Here is a 15,595-nt window from a genome sequence, read left to right on the forward strand (position 1 = left end):
AACATACGTTCGAACGGATCGCAGCCGATCAGACCGAGGCGGACAGCTCCAGCGTCTCGGCGGTCGCGGTGACCGTCTGCTCGGCCTTCTCGGGCGCGTCGTTCAGCGTCGAGCCGTAGCTCGGCACCATCGCGCGGATCCGCGGCTCCCAGGCCTTCATCCGGTCGGGGAAGCACTTCTGCACGATGTCGAGCATGATCGGCACGGCGGTCGAGGCTCCGGGCGAGGCGCCGAGCAGGCCGGCGATCGTGCCGTCCCCTCCGGTGATGACCTCGGTGCCGAACTGCAGCACGCCGCCCTTCTTCTCGTCCTTCTTCATCACCTGAACGCGCTGGCCGGCCGTGATCAGGTACCAGTCCTCGTCGCGCGCGGTGGGCAGGAACTCGCGCAGGGCCTTCATCTTCTTGCCACGGCCGGCGAGCACCTCGCCGATCAGGTACTTCATCAGGTCGAGGTTGTCGCGGGCGACCGCGAGCATCGGGCCGATGTTGTGCGGCCGGATCGACAGGGGCAGGTCGAGCCACGAGCCCCGCTTCAGGAACTTGGGCGTGAAGCCCGCGTAGGGGCCGAAGAGGAGGGACGACTCGCCGTCGACGACGCGCGCATCGAGGTGCGGCACCGACATCGGGGGCGCGCCGACCGCGGCCTTGCCGTAGACCTTCGCCTTGTGCCGGGCGACCAGCTCGGGGTTGTCGGTGCGGAGGAACTGGCCCGAGATCGGGAAGCCTCCGAAGCCCTTGATCTCGGGGATGCCCGACTTCTGCAGGAGGTGCAGCGCACCGCCGCCGGCGCCGACGAAGACGAAGCGGGCGGTCACCGACTGGGGCGTGCCTCCGACGACCTGCTTGAGGTCGAGGCGCCAGGTGCCGTCCTTCTGCCGGGTGATGTCGGTGACCTCGCGGCCGGTGTCGAGCGTGCCGCCGTGGGCGACGACGTGGTCGAACAGCTGGTGGGTCAGCGAGCCGAAGTCGACGTCGGTGCCGGCCGGCATGCGCGTCGCCGCGTAGGGGCCGCCGCCGGCGGGACGCTGCTCCATCAGCAGGGGCGCCCACTCGTGGATGGTCTTGACGCTCTCGGTGAACTCGATGCCGGCGAACAGCGGCTGGTCCTTGAGGGCCTCGTAGCGCTTCCGGAGGTACTCGACGTTGGCCTCGCCGTGCACGAAGGTCATGTGCGGCGCCGGGTTGATGAAGCTGGAGGGCTCGCGGATGTCGCCGGACTCCACCAGGCTCGACCAGAACTGGCGCGAGATCTGGAACTGCTCGTTGATCTGGATCGCCTTGGCCGGGTCGACGGAGCCGTCGGCCGCCTCGGGCATGTAGTTCAGCTCGCAGAGGGCCGCGTGACCGGTGCCCGCGTTGTTCCACGGGTTCGACGACTCCTGCGCCACGTCGCCGAGGCGCTCGTAGGCGGCGATCGTCCAGTCGGGCTGCAGCTGGGTGATGAGGGCGCCGAGCGTGGCGCTCATGATGCCCCCACCGATGAGGGCGACGTCGACCGGTTCCGAGGAGTTCACGAGAGTCGAGTTTACGCTCGCCCGAGCACGCCGCGGCGGGGAGGGGCCCCGCTCCCCCATCAAATTCGCGGCTTTTCCACCCGGAAGGGGCCGGAGCGCTCGGCGCCGGCCCCGTCCACGGAGGTCAGGAGACGGGCTGCTTCGCCGCGATGAGCTCGGCGATCTGCACGGCGTTCAGGGCCGCGCCCTTGCGGAGGTTGTCGTTGCTGATGAAGAGCGCGAGGCCGCGTCCCTCCGGAGCGCCCTCGTCGGCGCGGATGCGGCCGACGAAGCTCGGGTCCTTGCCCGCGGCCTCCAGCGGAGTCGGCACCTCGCGCAGCACGACGCCGGGCGCGTCGGCCAGCAGCTCGCGAGCACGCTCGGGGCTGAGGGCGGAGGCGAACTCGGCGTTGACGGAGAGCGAGTGGCCGGTGAACACGGGGACGCGCACGCAGGTGCCCGAGACCAGCAGCTCCGGGAGCTCGAGGATGCGGCGGCTCTCGTTGCGGAGCTTCTTCTCCTCGTCGGTCTCGTTCGAGCCGTCCTCGACCAGGCTCCCCGCGAAGGGGATGACGTCGAAGGCGATCGGGGCGACGTACTTGTCCGGCGCGGGGAAGTCGACCGCCGAGCCGTCGTGCACCAGGTCGAGCAGGTGCTCGTCGGCGACGGCGGCGCGGACCTGGCCGGCCAGCTCGTTCGCTCCGGCCAGTCCGCTGCCGGACACGGCCTGGTAGGTGCTGACGATCAGGCGCGTGAGCCCCGCCTCGCGGTCGAGGACCTTGAGGATCGGCATCGCGGCCATCGTGGTGCAGTTGGGGTTGGCGATGATGCCCTTGACCGCCTGGTCGATGGCGTGGGGGTTCACCTCGCTGACGACCAGCGGGACCTCGGGGTCCATCCGCCAGGCGCTGGAGTTGTCGATCACGGTGACGCCGGCCGCGGCGAAGCGGGGCGCCTGCGCGCGCGATCCCGTGGCTCCGGCCGAGAACAGGGCGATGTCGAGCCCCGACGGATCGGCGGTCTCCACGTCCTCGACCACGACGTCCTCGCCGCGGAACGGCAGCGTCGTGCCCGCCGAGCGGGCGGTGGCGAAGAAGCGGATGGACGCGATCGGGAAGTCGCGCTCCTCGAGGAGGCGGCGCATCACCTTCCCGACCTGGCCGGTCGCGCCGACGACGCCCACGTGGAGGGGGGTGCTGCTCATGCTGTGCTCTTTCGTCCGTGCGGCGCGCGGGCCGCTCGTGGCGGGGGGATCGAGGGAGAGGGTACCGGTCGGTCCGGCCGCTCGGGAGGAACGGCCGGATCGCGAGGGTGTCCGGCCGTCAGCGGCCGGTGCCGGCGTAGACGACGGCCTCGTCCTCGGCGTCGAGCCCGAAGGCGGTGTGCACGACGCGCAGGGCCTCGTTCACGGTGTCGGCGCGGGTGACGACCGAGATGCGGATCTCGCTCGTGGAGATCATCTCGATGTTGATCCCGGCCTCGTAGAGGGAGCGGAACAGCTTCGCGGAGACGCCGGCGTTGGTGCGCATGCCGGCGCCCACGAGCGCGAGCTTGGCGATCTGGTCGTCGTACTGCAGGGACTCGAAGCCGACCTCGTCCTTCTCGGCGTTGAGAGCCATGAGGACCGTCTGGCCGTCGGCCTTGGGCAGGGTGAACGAGATGTCGGTGCGGGCGGTGGCCGCAGCCGACACGTTCTGCACGATCATGTCGATGTTGGAGCCGGTCTTGGCCACGATCGTGAAGATCTGCGCGGCCTTGCCCGGGATGTCGGGGACTCCGACGACGGTGATCTTCGCCTCGTTCAGGTCGGCGGCGACTCCGGCGATGATGGGCTCTTCCACGGCTTGTCCGTTCTGCTCGGCGCCGGAGGTCTCGGCGTTGTAGACGATGGTGCCCTCGTTGGGGCTGAAGGAGGAGCGCACGTGGAGCGTGACTCCGTGGCGGCGGGCGAACTCGACGGCGCGGATGTGCAGCACCTTCGCTCCCGCGGCGGCCAGCTCGAGCATCTCCTCGCTGGTGATGCGGTCGAGCTTGCGGGCCTTCTTGACGACCCTCGGGTCGGCGGTGAAGACGCCGTCGACGTCGGTGTAGATCTCGCAGGTGTCGGCGCCGAGTCCTGCGGCGAGCGCGACGGCGGTGGTGTCCGAGCCGCCGCGGCCGAGGGTGGTGATGTCCTTCGTGTCGCGGTTGAAGCCCTGGAAGCCCGCGACGATGACGACGGCGTTCTCGTCGAGCGCCTCGCGGAGACGGACCGGGGTGATGTCGACGATGCGGGCGGCGCCGTGCTGCGCGTCCGTGATCATGCCGGCCTGGCTGCCGGTGAAGGAGCGGGCCTCGAAGCCCATGCTCTTGATCGCCATCGCCAGCAGCGCCATCGAGATGCGCTCGCCCGAGGAGAGCAGCATGTCGAGCTCGCGGGGGGCGGGGATGGGCGTGACCTGGTGGGCGAGCTCGAGCAGGTCGTCGGTGGTGTCGCCCATGGCCGAGACGGCGACGACCACGTCGTTGCCCGCCTGCTTGGTGGCGACGATCCGCTTCGCGACCCGCTTGATGCTCTCCGCGTCGGCGACGGAGGACCCGCCGAACTTCTGGACGATCAGGCTCACGTGCTGCTCCCGTGTCGGTGGCTGGACCGCCGTCGCGACCCGACGGGCGAGTCTACCGGTCGACCGCATGCCGGAGCGGTCATGCGACTCCGGCGGCCGCGTCAGTTCTCGACGAGCCGGCGGCCCTCGAAGGCGCGGCCGAGGGTGATCTCGTCGGCGTACTCGAGGTCTCCGCCGACGGGCAGCCCGGAGGCCAGACGGGTGATGCGGATGCCGAGGGTGCTGAGCATGCGCGAGAGATAGGTCGCCGTCGCCTCGCCCTCGAGGTTCGGGTCGGTCGCGATGATGACCTCCTGCACCTCGCCGTCCGCGAGCCGCTGCAGCAGCTGGCGGATGCGGAGCTGATCCGGGCCGATGCCGTCGATCGGGCTGATCGCGCCGCCGAGCACGTGGTAGAGCCCGCGGAACTCGCGGGTGCGCTCGATCGCCGGGACGTCCTTCGCCTCCTCCACGACGCAGATGACGGCGCGGCTGCGGCGCGGATCGCGGCAGATCCCGCAGGTCGCCTCCTCCGCCACGTTCCCGCAGATGTCGCAGAAGTGCACACGGCCGCGCAGCTCGAGCAGGATCTCGGCGAGCCGGGTGACGTCGAACGTCTCGGTCTGCAGGATGTGGAACGCGATGCGCTGGGCGGACTTCGGGCCGATGCCGGGGAGCCGGCCGAGCTCGTCGATCAGCTCCTGGACGATGCCTTCGTACATGCGGTCGCCTCCTCTCGGGTGGGGCGGACGGGGGTGGCGGTGCGGGCGGTGGAGGGGCGGCGGGGTCTCACGCGCCGGTCACGCGGGGGCCGCGCGGCGTGTGGGGCTGCTCCTCGATGAACTGGGCGCCGAGGATCTCGCGGACGACCGCCTCGCCGTAGCGCTGACGGCCGTCGGCGGTCGCCGAGCGGGTCGTGCGGGTGACCGGGCGCGCGGCGGGAGCCGGACGCTCGGCGACGGGGGCGGGCCGCGGCGGGGCGGCGGGCTCGGGCGCGGCGGCGGGCTCGCCGGGAGGTGCGACGGTCGCCCAGGAGTCGGGCATCGGCGGCTCGACCGGCGGCATGTCCTCCTCCGGCGGCTCCTCGTCGAACGGGGGCTCGTCGCCGGCGGGAGCGGCTTCAGCGGCGGCGACGGGAGCGGCGGGCACCGGCTCGGCGGCCGCGGCGGGGGCCTCCACCGGAGCGGAGGGAGCAGCCGCCTCGGCCGCAGGGGTCGGATCGGCGGGGATCGCCACCGTGGCCCAGCCGTCGGAGCCGGTCGCGGCCGGGATCGGCGCAGCCGGAGCGGGCGCGGCGGTCGCCTCGACGGCGGCGCGCTCGGCCTCCGGGGCGGCGGCGCGAGGCTCGACACGGGCGATGTACTTCACCCGCAGGCCGAGGACCTGCTGGATCGCCTGACGCAGGTACTCGCTGACTCCGGGCTGCCCGGCGGTTCCCGGCATCTTGAACGACTCGACGTCGTTCTGGCTCGGGAACGAGAGGGTCAGCACGTCGTCCTTGAGGGCGCGCACCTGGGCGGTGTAGGCCACCAGCCAGGCGGTCATCTTCGCCTTCTGCACGACCTCGAGGATCTCGGGCCAGGTGTCCTTCATCCGCTGGAGGGTGACCGCGCCGTCGGCGGGTGCGTCGCCCGCGGCCGCAGCGGGTGCGGAGGCAGCGGCCGCGGAGGCGGCGGCCGCCTCAGTGGACGCAGCGGCCTGATCCGACGGCTCCTGCTCGACCGGCTCCGGACGAGCCGCCGCGGCGGTCGTCGCGCGGGGGCGTCCTGACTCGGCCGGCGCGGACTCGTCCGTCTCCGGGGCGGCCGCCGTCTCGTCGGGCGCCTTCACCGGCGGCGCAGCGACCGGTGCGGACGCCGTCACCGGCGCCTCGGTGCGCGGAGCGGCCGCGATGGACTCGGGCACCGAGCCGGGAGCGGCGGCGTGCGAGGCGTGGTGGGGCTCGGGCGCACGGGACGGCTCGGACGCGCGCGACGCCTCGGACGACCGCGGGGCGGGCGCCGCGGTCTCGCGCGGCGCGGCCACGTGCCGCGGGCGCTCCTTCTGGGCCGCAGCGGGCGCGATGCCGGCGCCGGTGCCGTGCACCAGGGTGCGGGCGATCATCAGCTCGAGGTGCAGGCGCGGCGAGGTCGCACCGGTCATCTCGGTGAGGGCCTCGTTGACCACGTCGGCGATGCGTGAGAGCTCGGCCAGGCCGAGCGCGCGCGACTGGCCGGCCATGCGGTCGAGCTCGTCCTGCGAGACGCCGCGGAGCACGGCCGAGGCCGCTCCCCCGGTCGCCGCGACGACGATCAGGTCGCGGAGCTTCTCGAGCAGGTCCTCGACGAAGCGGCGCGGGTCCTGCCCCGTCTGGATGACGCGGTCGACCGCTCCGAACGCCTCGGCGGAGTCGTGCTCGGCGAGCGCGTCGACCACCTCGTCGAGCAGGGCGCCGTGGGTGTAGCCGAGGAGGGCGACGGCCCGCTCGTACTCGACGGTCTCGGCCTCGGAGCCGGCCATCAGCTGGTCGAGCAGGGAGAGCGTGTCGCGGACGGACCCGCCGCCCGCGCGGACCACGAGCGGCAGCACGCCGGCCGCCACGTGCACGCCCTCGCGCTCGCAGAGCTCCTGCGTGTAGTCGAGCATCTGCGCCGGCGGGACGAGCCGGAACGGGTAGTGGTGCGTGCGCGAGCGGATCGTGCCGATGACCTTGTCCGGCTCCGTGGTCGCGAAGATGAACTTCACGTGCTCCGGCGGCTCCTCCACGATCTTGAGCAGCGCGTTGAAGCCCTGCGGCGTGACCATGTGCGCCTCGTCGAGGATGAAGATCTTGAAGCGGTCGCGCGCCGGGGCGAAGATGGCGCGCTCGCGCAGATCGCGCGCGTCGTCGACTCCGTTGTGGCTCGCCGCGTCGATCTCGACCACGTCGAGCGAGCCCTGGCCCTCGCGGCTGAGCTCGACGCAGCTGTCGCAGACGCCGCAGGGGGTGTCGGTCGGGCCCGTCGCGCAGTTGAGGCAGCGGGCGAGGATGCGCGCCGAGGTGGTCTTGCCGCAGCCGCGGGGGCCGCTGAAGAGGTAGGCGTGGTTGACGCGGTTGGTGCGGAGCGCCGTCATGAGCGGATCCGTCACCTGGGACTGGCCGATCATCTCGGCGAACGTCTCGGGCCGGTACCGGCGATACAGGGCTGCTACCACCCGACAAGAGTAGCCGCGACCTCCGACACCGGAGCCGGGACGGCGGAGACCGGAGCGCGCGTAGCCTCGGTCCCGTGCTCCCGCCGCCTCCGCTCCCCCGCTTCGACGCGGTCGTGCTCGCCGGCGGACGCGCTTCCCGCCTCGGCGGCGCGGTCAAGCCGCTCCTCCGGCACCGCGAGTCGACGCTCCTCGGCACCGCCCTCGCAGCCGTGCGCGGAGCCGAGCGGAGGATCGTGGCCGGACCGTCGTCGCTCGCACCGGCTGTCGACGGCGCCGAGCTCGTCCAGGAGGATCCGCCGTTCGGCGGCCCGGTCGCGGGCCTGGCCGCCGCGCTGCCCCTGCTCGACCGCCCGGGCGCTCCGGACTGGGTCGTCGTGCTCGCCGCCGATCTCGTCGCCCCCGCTCCCGCCGTGCACACCCTGCTCGAGGTCGCGTCGAACGCCGTCGAGGCCTCCCTCCTGGCCGTCGACGCGAGCGGCCGAGCCCAGCAGCTCCTCGGCGTGCACCGGCGAGCGGCCCTCGTCGAAGCGCTCACCGCGCTCGGCGATCCCGACGGCGCCTCGGTGCGCGCCCTCCTCCGGGTCCTTCCCCCGCGGCTCGTGACGGTGCCCGGAGGGACGACCGACGACGTCGACGCGCCCGCCGACGCGCACCGGCACGGGATCGACCTGCCGGTCCCGCGCGGCGCAGACTGAGCGGATGGACGACACGACCGGCCCCCGCCCCTCCGCCTCCGACGGCGCCCGCCCCACCGAGGAGGTGCTCGCCGGCTGGTGGGCCGAGCTGTGCTCCGCGCTCGGCCTCGGCGAGGTCCCGGTGGACCCGGACGCCCTGCTCGCCCTCGCCGGTCGCGCAGCGCACGGAGTGGTCCGGCCGGCGGCTCCGCTGACCACGTTCCTCGCGGGCTACGCGGCGGGCCTGGCCGGGGGCGGACGGGACGCGCTCGACGCGGCGCTCGCGGCCTCGCACCGGGCGGTGGACGAGCGTCCGCACGCCTCCTGAGACGCTACTCCACCGGCCTCGATCCGGCACCAGGTCGACGCCGTACGGTTCCCCCGAGTCCCGGCGCCGCGGCTCGGACCGAGAGCGGCGCAGGACTCCCGCGGCCGACTGCGCCGCGGTCGTCCATCTGAAGGAGCCCCGCATGTCAGGCAACAGAGCCGTCGCCTACAAGTCCCCCGGAGTCGTCGAGGTCATCGACATCGACTACCCCACCTTCGAGCTGAAGGACGGACCCGGCGTCAATCCGGCGAACATCGGGCGGAAGCTGCCGCACGGCGCCATCCTCCGCACCGTCTCCACCAACATCTGCGGCTCGGACCAGCACATGGTCCGCGGCCGCACCACCGCTCCGTCGGACCTCGTGCTCGGCCACGAGATCACCGGCGAGGTCGTGGAGGTCGGCCCCGACGTCGAGTTCGTCAAGGTCGGCGACATCGTGTCCGTGCCGTTCAACATCGCCTGCGGCCGCTGCCGCAACTGCAAGGAGCGCAAGACCGGCATCTGCCTCAACGTGAATCCGGACCGCCCGGGCAGCGCGTACGGCTACGTCGACATGGGCGGCTGGGTCGGCGGGCAGGCCGAGTACGTGATGGTCCCCTACGCCGACTGGAACCTCCTGGTGTTCCCGGACCGCGATCAGGCGCTCGAGAAGATCCTCGATCTGACGATGCTCTCGGACATCTTCCCGACGGGCTTCCACGGCGCGGTGACCGCCGGAGTCGGCGTCGGCTCCACGGTCTACGTCGCAGGAGCGGGACCGGTCGGACTCGCCGCGGCGGTCGGAGCGCAGCTGCTCGGAGCGGCCGTCGTGATCGTCGCGGACCTCAACGAGGAGCGTCTGGCGCAGGCGCGCTCCTTCGGCTGCGAGACGGTCGACGTCTCGAAGGGCGATCCGGCCGGCCAGATCGAGCAGATCCTCGGCGTGCCCGAGGTCGACTGCGGAGTGGACGCCGTCGGCTTCGAGGCGCACGGCAACGGCGCCGACTCGGGGAAGGAGGCGCCGGCGACGGTGCTGAACTCGCTGATGTCGATCACCGCGGCGGGCGGCGCCCTCGGCATCCCGGGCCTCTACGTCACGGGCGACCCGGGCGGAGTCGACGAGGCGGCCCAGGAGGGCTCGCTGTCGATCCGCCTCGGGCTCGGCTGGGCGAAGTCGCTGTCCTTCACCACGGGCCAGTGCCCGGTCATGAAGTACAACCGGCAGCTGATGATGGCGATCCTGCACGACCGGGTCCACATCGCCGACGCGGTCCAGGCCACCGCGATCAGCCTGGACGACGCTCCCCGCGGCTACGCCGACTTCGACAAGGGCGCCGCGAAGAAGTTCGTTCTGAACCCGAACGGCTACCTGGGATGACCGACGGGGCGGGTCCTGCCCAGGGCCCGCCCCGAGCCCCGGGAGAATGGACGGGATGAGCGCGCACGGGCACGAGGCGACCGACTGGGACGAGGCCAGGCGGATCGTCGGCGAAGCGGTGGCGCGCTCCGGCGTCTCGACCGTCCCCCTCCTCGACGCCCGCGGAGCCGTCCTCGACCGCGCCGTCACCGCCGCCCGGCCGCTCCCCCACTACGACTCCTCGGCCATGGACGGCTGGGCCGTGCGCGGACCCGGGCCCTGGCCGCTCGAGGACGGCACCGCCGCGCCGATCGTCACCGGAGCCGCCGTGCCCGACTGGAGCGACGCGGTGCTGCCGTCCGAGCAGGGCGCGGTCCGCGACGACCTGCTCACGGCGCGGGCGCCCCTCCCGCCCGGCCGCCACGTCCGGCGCGCGGGCGACGAGGCCGCCCGCGGAGCCGTGCTGGTCGATGCCCGGACCCGCCTCACTCCCGCGCACCTCGCCCTGCTCGCGGTCGCCGGGATCGACGCGCTCGACGTCCGCCCGCCCGCCGCGGTCGACCTGCTCCTCACGGGGGACGAGGTCGACACCGAGGGGATGCCGCCCGCCGGACGGGTGCGTGATGCGTTCACGCCGCTGCTGCCCGCGCTGGTCGAGCTCTCGGGCGGAGCCGTGGGAGAGGTCGTGCGCCGCGGCGACGACGAGGAGGCGATCGCACGGACGCTGCTGGCGGGCACGGCGCCGATCCTCCTCACGACGGGCGGGACCGGGCGCTCCCGGGTGGACGCGGTCCGTCGCGCCCTCGATGCGGTGGGCGCGCGCGTCCTCGTCGACGGCGTCGGCATGCGCCCCGGCCACCCGACCATGGCTGCGCTGCTGCCGAGCGGGACGCTGGTGATCGCTCTGCCGGGCAATCCGCTCGCCGCACTCCTCGCGGCGCTCTCCTTCCTGCCGCCGGCCCTCGACGCGGCGTCGGGCGCCGCTGCCCGGCCCCTCGGCCGGGGCGTCCTCGCCGAGCCGCTCGGGCGCGCGGGGACCACGGTGCTCGTGCCCGTCTCCTCCGGCGAGGACGGCTGGCGGGCCTCCGCCGGCATCCGCTCGCACATGCTCACCGGTCTCGCCGCCTCGGAGGCCGTGGCCGTCGTGCCCGCACCGGGAGCGGCAGCGGGCGACTCGGTGCGCCTGCTGCCGCTGCCCTGGTGAGGCCTACGCCGCCGGTTCGAGGCGGATCACGACCGACTTCGAGGTCGGCGTGTTGCTGATCTTCGCGGTCGAGTCCAGCGGTACGAGGACGTTCGTCTCGGGGTAGTAGGCGGCCGCGCAGCCGCGGGGCGTGTCGTACGCCACGACGCGGAACGCCTCCGCCCGCCGCTCGACGCCGTCGGGCCACTCCGAGACCAGGTCGACCATCGCGCCGTCCGCGAAGCCCAGCTCGGCGACGTCGTCGGCGTGGACGAACACCACCCGGCGGCCGTCGTGGATCCCGCGGTAGCGGTCGTCCTTGCCGTAGATCGTGGTGTTGAACTGGTCGTGCGAGCGCAGCGTCTGCAGCAGCAGCCTGCCCTCCGGCACCCGCGGGTACTCGAGCGGATTCGCGGTGAAGCGGGCCAGGCCGGAGGGGGTGTCGAAGCGGCGCGAGTCGCGCGGCGGGTGCGGGAGGACGAAGCCGCCGGGCACGTCGATCCGGGCCTCGAACCCGTCGAAGCCGGGGACGACGTTGGCGATGTGCGAGCGGATGCGGCGGTAGTCGTCACGCAGTCCCGCCCAGTCGACCCGGGGGACGTTCTCGCGGCCCTCGAGCAGCCGCTCCGCGATCCCCGTGAGGATCGCCACCTCCGAGCGCAGGCCCGGGCTCGGCGGGCGCAGGCGGCCCCGGGAGGCGTGCACGGCGCTCATCGAGTCCTCGACCGTGACCCGCTGCTCGCCCGAGCGCTGCACGTCGGAGTCGGTGCGGCCGAGGGTGGGCAGGATCAGCGCGCGCCGGCCGGTGACCACGTGCGAGCGGTTGAGCTTGGTCGAGACGTGGACGGTGAGGGCGAGCGAGCGCATCGCCGCCTCCGTCACTCCGCTGTCGGGCGTCGCCCGGGCGAAGTTGCCGCCGAGCCCCATGAACACGCGGGCCTTCCCGTCGCGCATCGCCCGGATCGCGGCGACCGTGTCCGTCCCGTGCACGCGCGGGGAGGAGAAGGAGAACTCGCGGTCGAGCGCGTCGTGGAAGGAGTCCGGCATCCGCTCGAAGATGCCCATCGTGCGGTCGCCCTGCACGTTCGAGTGGCCGCGCACCGGGCAGACGCCCGCGCCGGGCTTGCCGATGTTGCCGGTGAGCAGGAGCACGTTGACGACGTCCTTGAGCGTCGCGACCGAGTGCGCGTGCTGCGTGAGGCCCATCGCCCAGCAGACGACGGTGCCCTCGGACGCCGCGATCAGCTCGGCGACGGTGCGGATGCGCGTCTCGTCGATCCCGCTCGCCCGCTCGATCTCGTCCCACTGGACCTCCCGCAGCCCGTGGAGGTACTCGGCGAGGCCGCCGGTGCTCTCGCGGATGAAGGCGTGGTCGAAGACGTCGCCGCGCGCCTCCTCCGCCTCGAGCAGCGCCTTGCCCAGACCCTGGAACAGGGCCTGGTCGCCGCCCAGCCGGACCTGGAGGAAGTGGTCGGCGAGGGCCGTGCCGTCGCCCAGGGTGCCGCGGACGGTCTGCGGGTTCTGGAAGCGGAGCAGCCCCGCCTCCGGCAGCGGATTGACGGCCACGATGGTGCCGCCGGCGCGCTTGGCGCGCTCCAGCGCGGTCAGCATCCGCGGGTGGTTCGTGCCGGGGTTCTGGCCGGCGACGATGATCAGCGGTGCCCGCTCCACGTCGCGCAGGCTCACCGAGCCCTTGCCGATCCCGATCGTCTCGGTGAGGGCGGATCCGCTGGACTCGTGGCACATGTTCGAGCAGTCGGGCAGGTTGTTCGTACCGAAGCCGCGGACCATCAGCTGGTAGACGAAGGCCGACTCGTTCGAGGTCCGGCCGGACGTGTAGAAGATCGCCTCGTCGGGGCTCGCGCAGGCGCGCAGCTCCTCCGCGACGAGGTCGAGCGCCTCGTCCCAGCCCACGGGCCGGTAGTGCGTCGCGCCCTCCTCGAGCAGCATCGGCTCCGTGAGCCGGCCCTGCTGGCCGAGCGCGAAGTCGTCCCACTCCTCCAGCTCCGCGACGGGGTGCGCGGCGAAGAAGGCCGATGTGACGGTGCGGAGCGTGGCCTCCTCGGCGACCGCCTTCGCTCCGTTCTCGCAGAACTCGGCGACGTGGCGCTTGTCGCCCTCCGGCCAGGCGCAGCCCGGGCAGTCGAATCCGGTCTTCTGGTTCACCCGCAGGAGCGTCTCGGCGCTGCGCACCGGGCCCATCTGCTTGAGTGAGATCTCGAGGGCGTGGGCGACGCCGGGGATCCCGACGGCGCGTCTCTTCGGCGACCGGACGGAGAGGCGGCTCTCGTCGATCGGACTCTCGCGGGGCTCGGCGTCATCGACCATTCCTGCATCGTACGTCCGCACCCCGGCATCGCTCCCGGTTCCCGGTGGGAGGATGACCTCCACCGCCTGAGGAGACCCATGAGCCGCAGTGTCGCCCGCACCCGCCTGACCGCCGTCCGCGCCGGCGATCCGCCCCGACGCCGCGAGGACGTCCTGGCCGTCGAGGAGCCGCTCGAGATCCGCGTCGGCGGACAGCGCTTCAGCGTGACCATGCGCACGCCCGGCGACGACTTCGACCTGGTCGCGGGATTCCTGGTGTCCGAGGGGGTGCTCACCGAGTCGGAGCAGCTCGCGGCGATGCGCTACTGCGCGAGCGGCTCCGGGCCGGGCGAGAACACGTACAACGTGGTCGACGCGAGCGTCCGCGGCGGGCGGGAGGCCGTGCTGCTCGAGCGCGAGCGGTCGGTGTACACGACGAGCTCGTGCGGAGTGTGCGGGCTCGCGTCGCTCGAGGCGGTCGCCACCGACTCGGCGTGGAGCGTCGCGGAGGACGACCTGCGGGTCGAGCGGGAGCTGCTGGTCTCGCTCCCCGATCGGCTCCGCGAGGCGCAGGCGGTGTTCGAGCGGACGGGCGGCGTCCACGCGGCCGGGCTGTTCGACGCGGACGGCTCGCTGCTGGTGCTCCGAGAGGATGTCGGGCGGCACAACGCCGTGGACAAGGTGGTCGGCTGGGGGCTCCGGGAGGGGCGGCTGCCGTTGCGGGGGACGCTGCTGCAGGTGTCGGGGCGCGCCTCGTTCGAGCTGGTGCAGAAGGCCGTGATGGCCGGCATCCCCCTGCTCGCCGCGGTCGGTGCCCCGTCGTCGCTGGCGGTGGACCTGGCTCGCGACTCCGGCCTCACCCTGATCGGCTTCAGCCGCGGTTCCGGCTTCAACCTCTACGCGGGCGAGGCGCGCCTGCTGCCCTGAGCCGGGGCTCCACAGCCGGCTCCTGCGGATGGAGCAGCCTGCACAGCGGGCGCATCGAGATCCTCATCGTACTCGGTGGCTCTCGACACGCCGCGTCCCGCGGCTACTCGACCAGCGAGGGTCGCCGCGTGTTCGGCAGAGGGCGCGACCCGGAATCGCGTGCGAGCGATTCTGGGCAGCCCGACAAGACCCGCTCTGCGCAACGCAGGCCCACGAGAAGCCGACCGCGGTCGTGCAGCGGGCCACCGCTGCACGACGAGCGAGCACCGCCGCGTGCGAGCGATTCAGGACAGCCCGACAGGATCCGCTCCACGGGAGCCACCACCCCCGGAAGCCGACCGCGAGTCGTGTCGCGGCTCCGCCGCTACACGACCGACAAGCTCTGCCGGGCGATCTCCAGCTCCTCGTTCGTGGGGATGACGAGGACGGCGACGCGGGAGTCGTCGGTGGAGATGCGACGGGCGCCGCGGTCGGAGGACGTGTTGCGCTCGGGGTCGAGCTCGATGCCCAGACCCTCGAGGCCGCGGAGGGCGCCGGCGCGGACGGCGGCGACGTTCTCGCCGACTCCGGCCGTGAACACCACGGCGTCGACGCGGCCCAGCTGGGCGTAGAAGGCCCCGATGTAGTGGCGGAGGCGGTGGTAGTAGACCTCGAGTCCGGCGCGGGCCCGCTCGTCGCCGGCCTCGGCCGCCTCCTGGACGTCGCGCATGTCGCCGCGACCCGTGAGGCCGAGGAGGCCGCTTCGGCGGTTGAGGAGAGTGTCGAGCTCGTCGATCGAGAGGCCCGCCTTGCGGGCCAGGTGGAAGACGACGGCCGGGTCGAGGTCGCCGGAGCGGGTGCCCATCACCAGGCCCTCGAGCGGGGTCATGCCCATCGAGGTCTCGACGGAGACGCCGCCGTCGACGGCGCAGGCGGACGCTCCGTTGCCCAGGTGCAGGACGATCGTCTTCAGGTCGGAGCGGCGGCGGCCGAGGTAGGCGGCGGCGGCCTCCGAGACGAACTTGTGCGAGGTGCCGTGGAAGCCGTAGCGGCGGACGCGGTGCTTCTCGGCGAGTTCGGCGGGCAGCGCGTAGGTCGACGCCTCGGCCGGGATCGTGTGGTGGAAGGCGGTGTCGAAGACGGCGACGTGCGGGACGTCCGGGAAGGCGTTCTGCGCCGCCTCGATGCCCTCGAGGTTGGCGGGGTTGTGCAGCGGGGCGAGGTCGGCGAGGTCCTCGATGTTGATCTTGACCAGGTCGGTGACGACGGTGGGCTCGAAGAAGCGCTTGCCGCCGTGCACGACGCGGTGGCCCACGGCGACGGGAGGGAACTCGTCGAGGCTCGGGCCGTGCTCGCCGAATGCGCGGATCATCGCGTCGAAGCCGGCGGTGTGGTCGGGGATCGGCCCCTCGATCTCGAACGACTCCCCGTCGCGGGTGTGCTTCGTGCGGCCGGTGTCCTCGCCGATCCGCTCGACGAGGCCGCTGGCGAGCGTCTCCTCGGTGGTCATCTCGATGAGCTGGTACTTGAACGACGACGATCCGCTGTTGACGACGAGGACGACGGACATGAGGGGACTCCTGGGGTGATCGGGGTCGGGAGGGGCG

General features: G+C 72.9%; 12 protein-coding genes. 5 read left to right on the forward strand and 7 right to left on the reverse strand.

Going from position 1 to position 15,595, the window contains the following annotated elements; translation table 11 throughout:
* Nucleotides 1-28 precede the first annotated feature (28 nt).
* The 5 genes from C5D50_RS15455 to C5D50_RS15475 form a co-directional block, all read right to left on the reverse strand.
* Nucleotides 29-1,576 (reverse strand): malate:quinone oxidoreductase, encoded by a 1,548-nt coding sequence (locus C5D50_RS15455; RefSeq protein ID WP_104237729.1) that lies wholly within the window; start codon nucleotides 1,574-1,576, stop codon nucleotides 29-31.
* A 64-nt stretch (nucleotides 1,577-1,640) separates the two neighbouring features.
* Entirely contained in the window at nucleotides 1,641-2,699 is a 1,059-nt protein-coding gene (locus C5D50_RS15460) for an aspartate-semialdehyde dehydrogenase (RefSeq protein ID WP_104227259.1), read from the reverse strand.
* Between the two features lie 118 nt (nucleotides 2,700-2,817).
* Nucleotides 2,818-4,101, reverse strand: coding sequence for an aspartate kinase (locus C5D50_RS15465; protein WP_104260372.1), 1,284 nt, complete (start codon nucleotides 4,099-4,101; stop codon nucleotides 2,818-2,820).
* 101 nt (nucleotides 4,102-4,202) lie between these two features.
* Nucleotides 4,203-4,802, reverse strand: coding sequence for a recombination mediator RecR (gene recR, locus C5D50_RS15470; protein WP_104222157.1), 600 nt, complete (start codon nucleotides 4,800-4,802; stop codon nucleotides 4,203-4,205).
* A 67-nt stretch (nucleotides 4,803-4,869) separates the two neighbouring features.
* Entirely contained in the window at nucleotides 4,870-7,254 is a 2,385-nt protein-coding gene (locus C5D50_RS15475) for a DNA polymerase III subunit gamma and tau (RefSeq protein WP_104289031.1), read from the reverse strand.
* A 74-nt stretch (nucleotides 7,255-7,328) separates the two neighbouring features.
* Here C5D50_RS15475 and C5D50_RS15480 point away from each other — a divergent pair, with 74 nt between their 5' ends.
* The 4 genes from C5D50_RS15480 to C5D50_RS15495 all read left to right on the forward strand — a co-directional run bounded on the left by C5D50_RS15480 (nucleotide 7,329) and on the right by C5D50_RS15495 (nucleotide 10,796).
* Complete coding sequence (locus C5D50_RS15480; protein ID WP_258062397.1) at nucleotides 7,329-7,949, forward strand: molybdenum cofactor guanylyltransferase; 621 nt, start codon at nucleotides 7,329-7,331, stop codon at nucleotides 7,947-7,949.
* Between the two features lie 4 nt (nucleotides 7,950-7,953).
* Nucleotides 7,954-8,256: a DUF6457 domain-containing protein gene (locus C5D50_RS15485; protein ID WP_219812223.1), complete on the forward strand. Its 303-nt coding sequence runs from the start codon at nucleotides 7,954-7,956 to the stop codon at nucleotides 8,254-8,256.
* 142 nt (nucleotides 8,257-8,398) lie between these two features.
* Nucleotides 8,399-9,613, forward strand: a complete 1,215-nt coding sequence (gene fdhA / locus C5D50_RS15490) for a formaldehyde dehydrogenase, glutathione-independent (RefSeq protein ID WP_104225123.1) — start codon at nucleotides 8,399-8,401, stop codon at nucleotides 9,611-9,613.
* Nucleotides 9,614-9,668: 55 nt separating this feature from the next.
* Nucleotides 9,669-10,796: a molybdopterin molybdotransferase MoeA gene (locus tag C5D50_RS15495; protein ID WP_181137361.1), complete on the forward strand. Its 1,128-nt coding sequence runs from the start codon at nucleotides 9,669-9,671 to the stop codon at nucleotides 10,794-10,796.
* A 3-nt stretch (nucleotides 10,797-10,799) separates the two neighbouring features.
* Here the strand turns inward: C5D50_RS15495 and C5D50_RS15500 are convergent, their stop codons facing one another.
* Nucleotides 10,800-13,103: an FdhF/YdeP family oxidoreductase gene (locus C5D50_RS15500; RefSeq protein ID WP_104282199.1), complete on the reverse strand. Its 2,304-nt coding sequence runs from the start codon at nucleotides 13,101-13,103 to the stop codon at nucleotides 10,800-10,802.
* A 78-nt stretch (nucleotides 13,104-13,181) separates the two neighbouring features.
* Here C5D50_RS15500 and fdhD point away from each other — a divergent pair, with 78 nt between their 5' ends.
* Nucleotides 13,182-14,009: a formate dehydrogenase accessory sulfurtransferase FdhD gene (gene fdhD / locus C5D50_RS15505; RefSeq protein WP_104283906.1), complete on the forward strand. Its 828-nt coding sequence runs from the start codon at nucleotides 13,182-13,184 to the stop codon at nucleotides 14,007-14,009.
* 364 nt (nucleotides 14,010-14,373) lie between these two features.
* Here fdhD and C5D50_RS15510 read toward each other — a convergent pair whose 3' ends face one another.
* Nucleotides 14,374-15,558, reverse strand: coding sequence for an acetate/propionate family kinase (locus tag C5D50_RS15510; RefSeq protein WP_104283907.1), 1,185 nt, complete (start codon nucleotides 15,556-15,558; stop codon nucleotides 14,374-14,376).
* Nucleotides 15,559-15,595: the final 37 nt, after the last annotated feature.

The sequence above is a fragment of the Rathayibacter sp. RFBD1 genome (assembly GCF_002932915.1).
GTDB lineage: Bacteria > Actinomycetota > Actinomycetes > Actinomycetales > Microbacteriaceae > Rathayibacter.

What these genes read in the sequence shown, in the direction of transcription:
- C5D50_RS15455 (WP_104237729.1), bottom strand. Translation starts at nt 1,576, where the DNA reads ATGGGGGAGCGGGGCCCCTCCCCGCCGCGGCGTGCTCGGGCGAGCGTA.
- fdhD (WP_104283906.1), top strand. Translation starts at nt 13,182, where the DNA reads ATGAGCCGCAGTGTCGCCCGCACCCGCCTGACCGCCGTCCGCGCCGGC.
- C5D50_RS15510 (WP_104283907.1), bottom strand. Translation starts at nt 15,558, where the DNA reads ATGTCCGTCGTCCTCGTCGTCAACAGCGGATCGTCGTCGTTCAAGTAC.
- fdhA (WP_104225123.1), top strand. Translation starts at nt 8,399, where the DNA reads ATGTCAGGCAACAGAGCCGTCGCCTACAAGTCCCCCGGAGTCGTCGAG.
- C5D50_RS15495 (WP_181137361.1), top strand. Translation starts at nt 9,669, where the DNA reads ATGAGCGCGCACGGGCACGAGGCGACCGACTGGGACGAGGCCAGGCGG.
- recR (WP_104222157.1), bottom strand. Translation starts at nt 4,802, where the DNA reads ATGTACGAAGGCATCGTCCAGGAGCTGATCGACGAGCTCGGCCGGCTC.
- C5D50_RS15460 (WP_104227259.1), bottom strand. Translation starts at nt 2,699, where the DNA reads ATGAGCAGCACCCCCCTCCACGTGGGCGTCGTCGGCGCGACCGGCCAG.
- C5D50_RS15500 (WP_104282199.1), bottom strand. Translation starts at nt 13,103, where the DNA reads ATGGTCGATGACGCCGAGCCCCGCGAGAGTCCGATCGACGAGAGCCGC.
- C5D50_RS15485 (WP_219812223.1), top strand. Translation starts at nt 7,954, where the DNA reads ATGGACGACACGACCGGCCCCCGCCCCTCCGCCTCCGACGGCGCCCGC.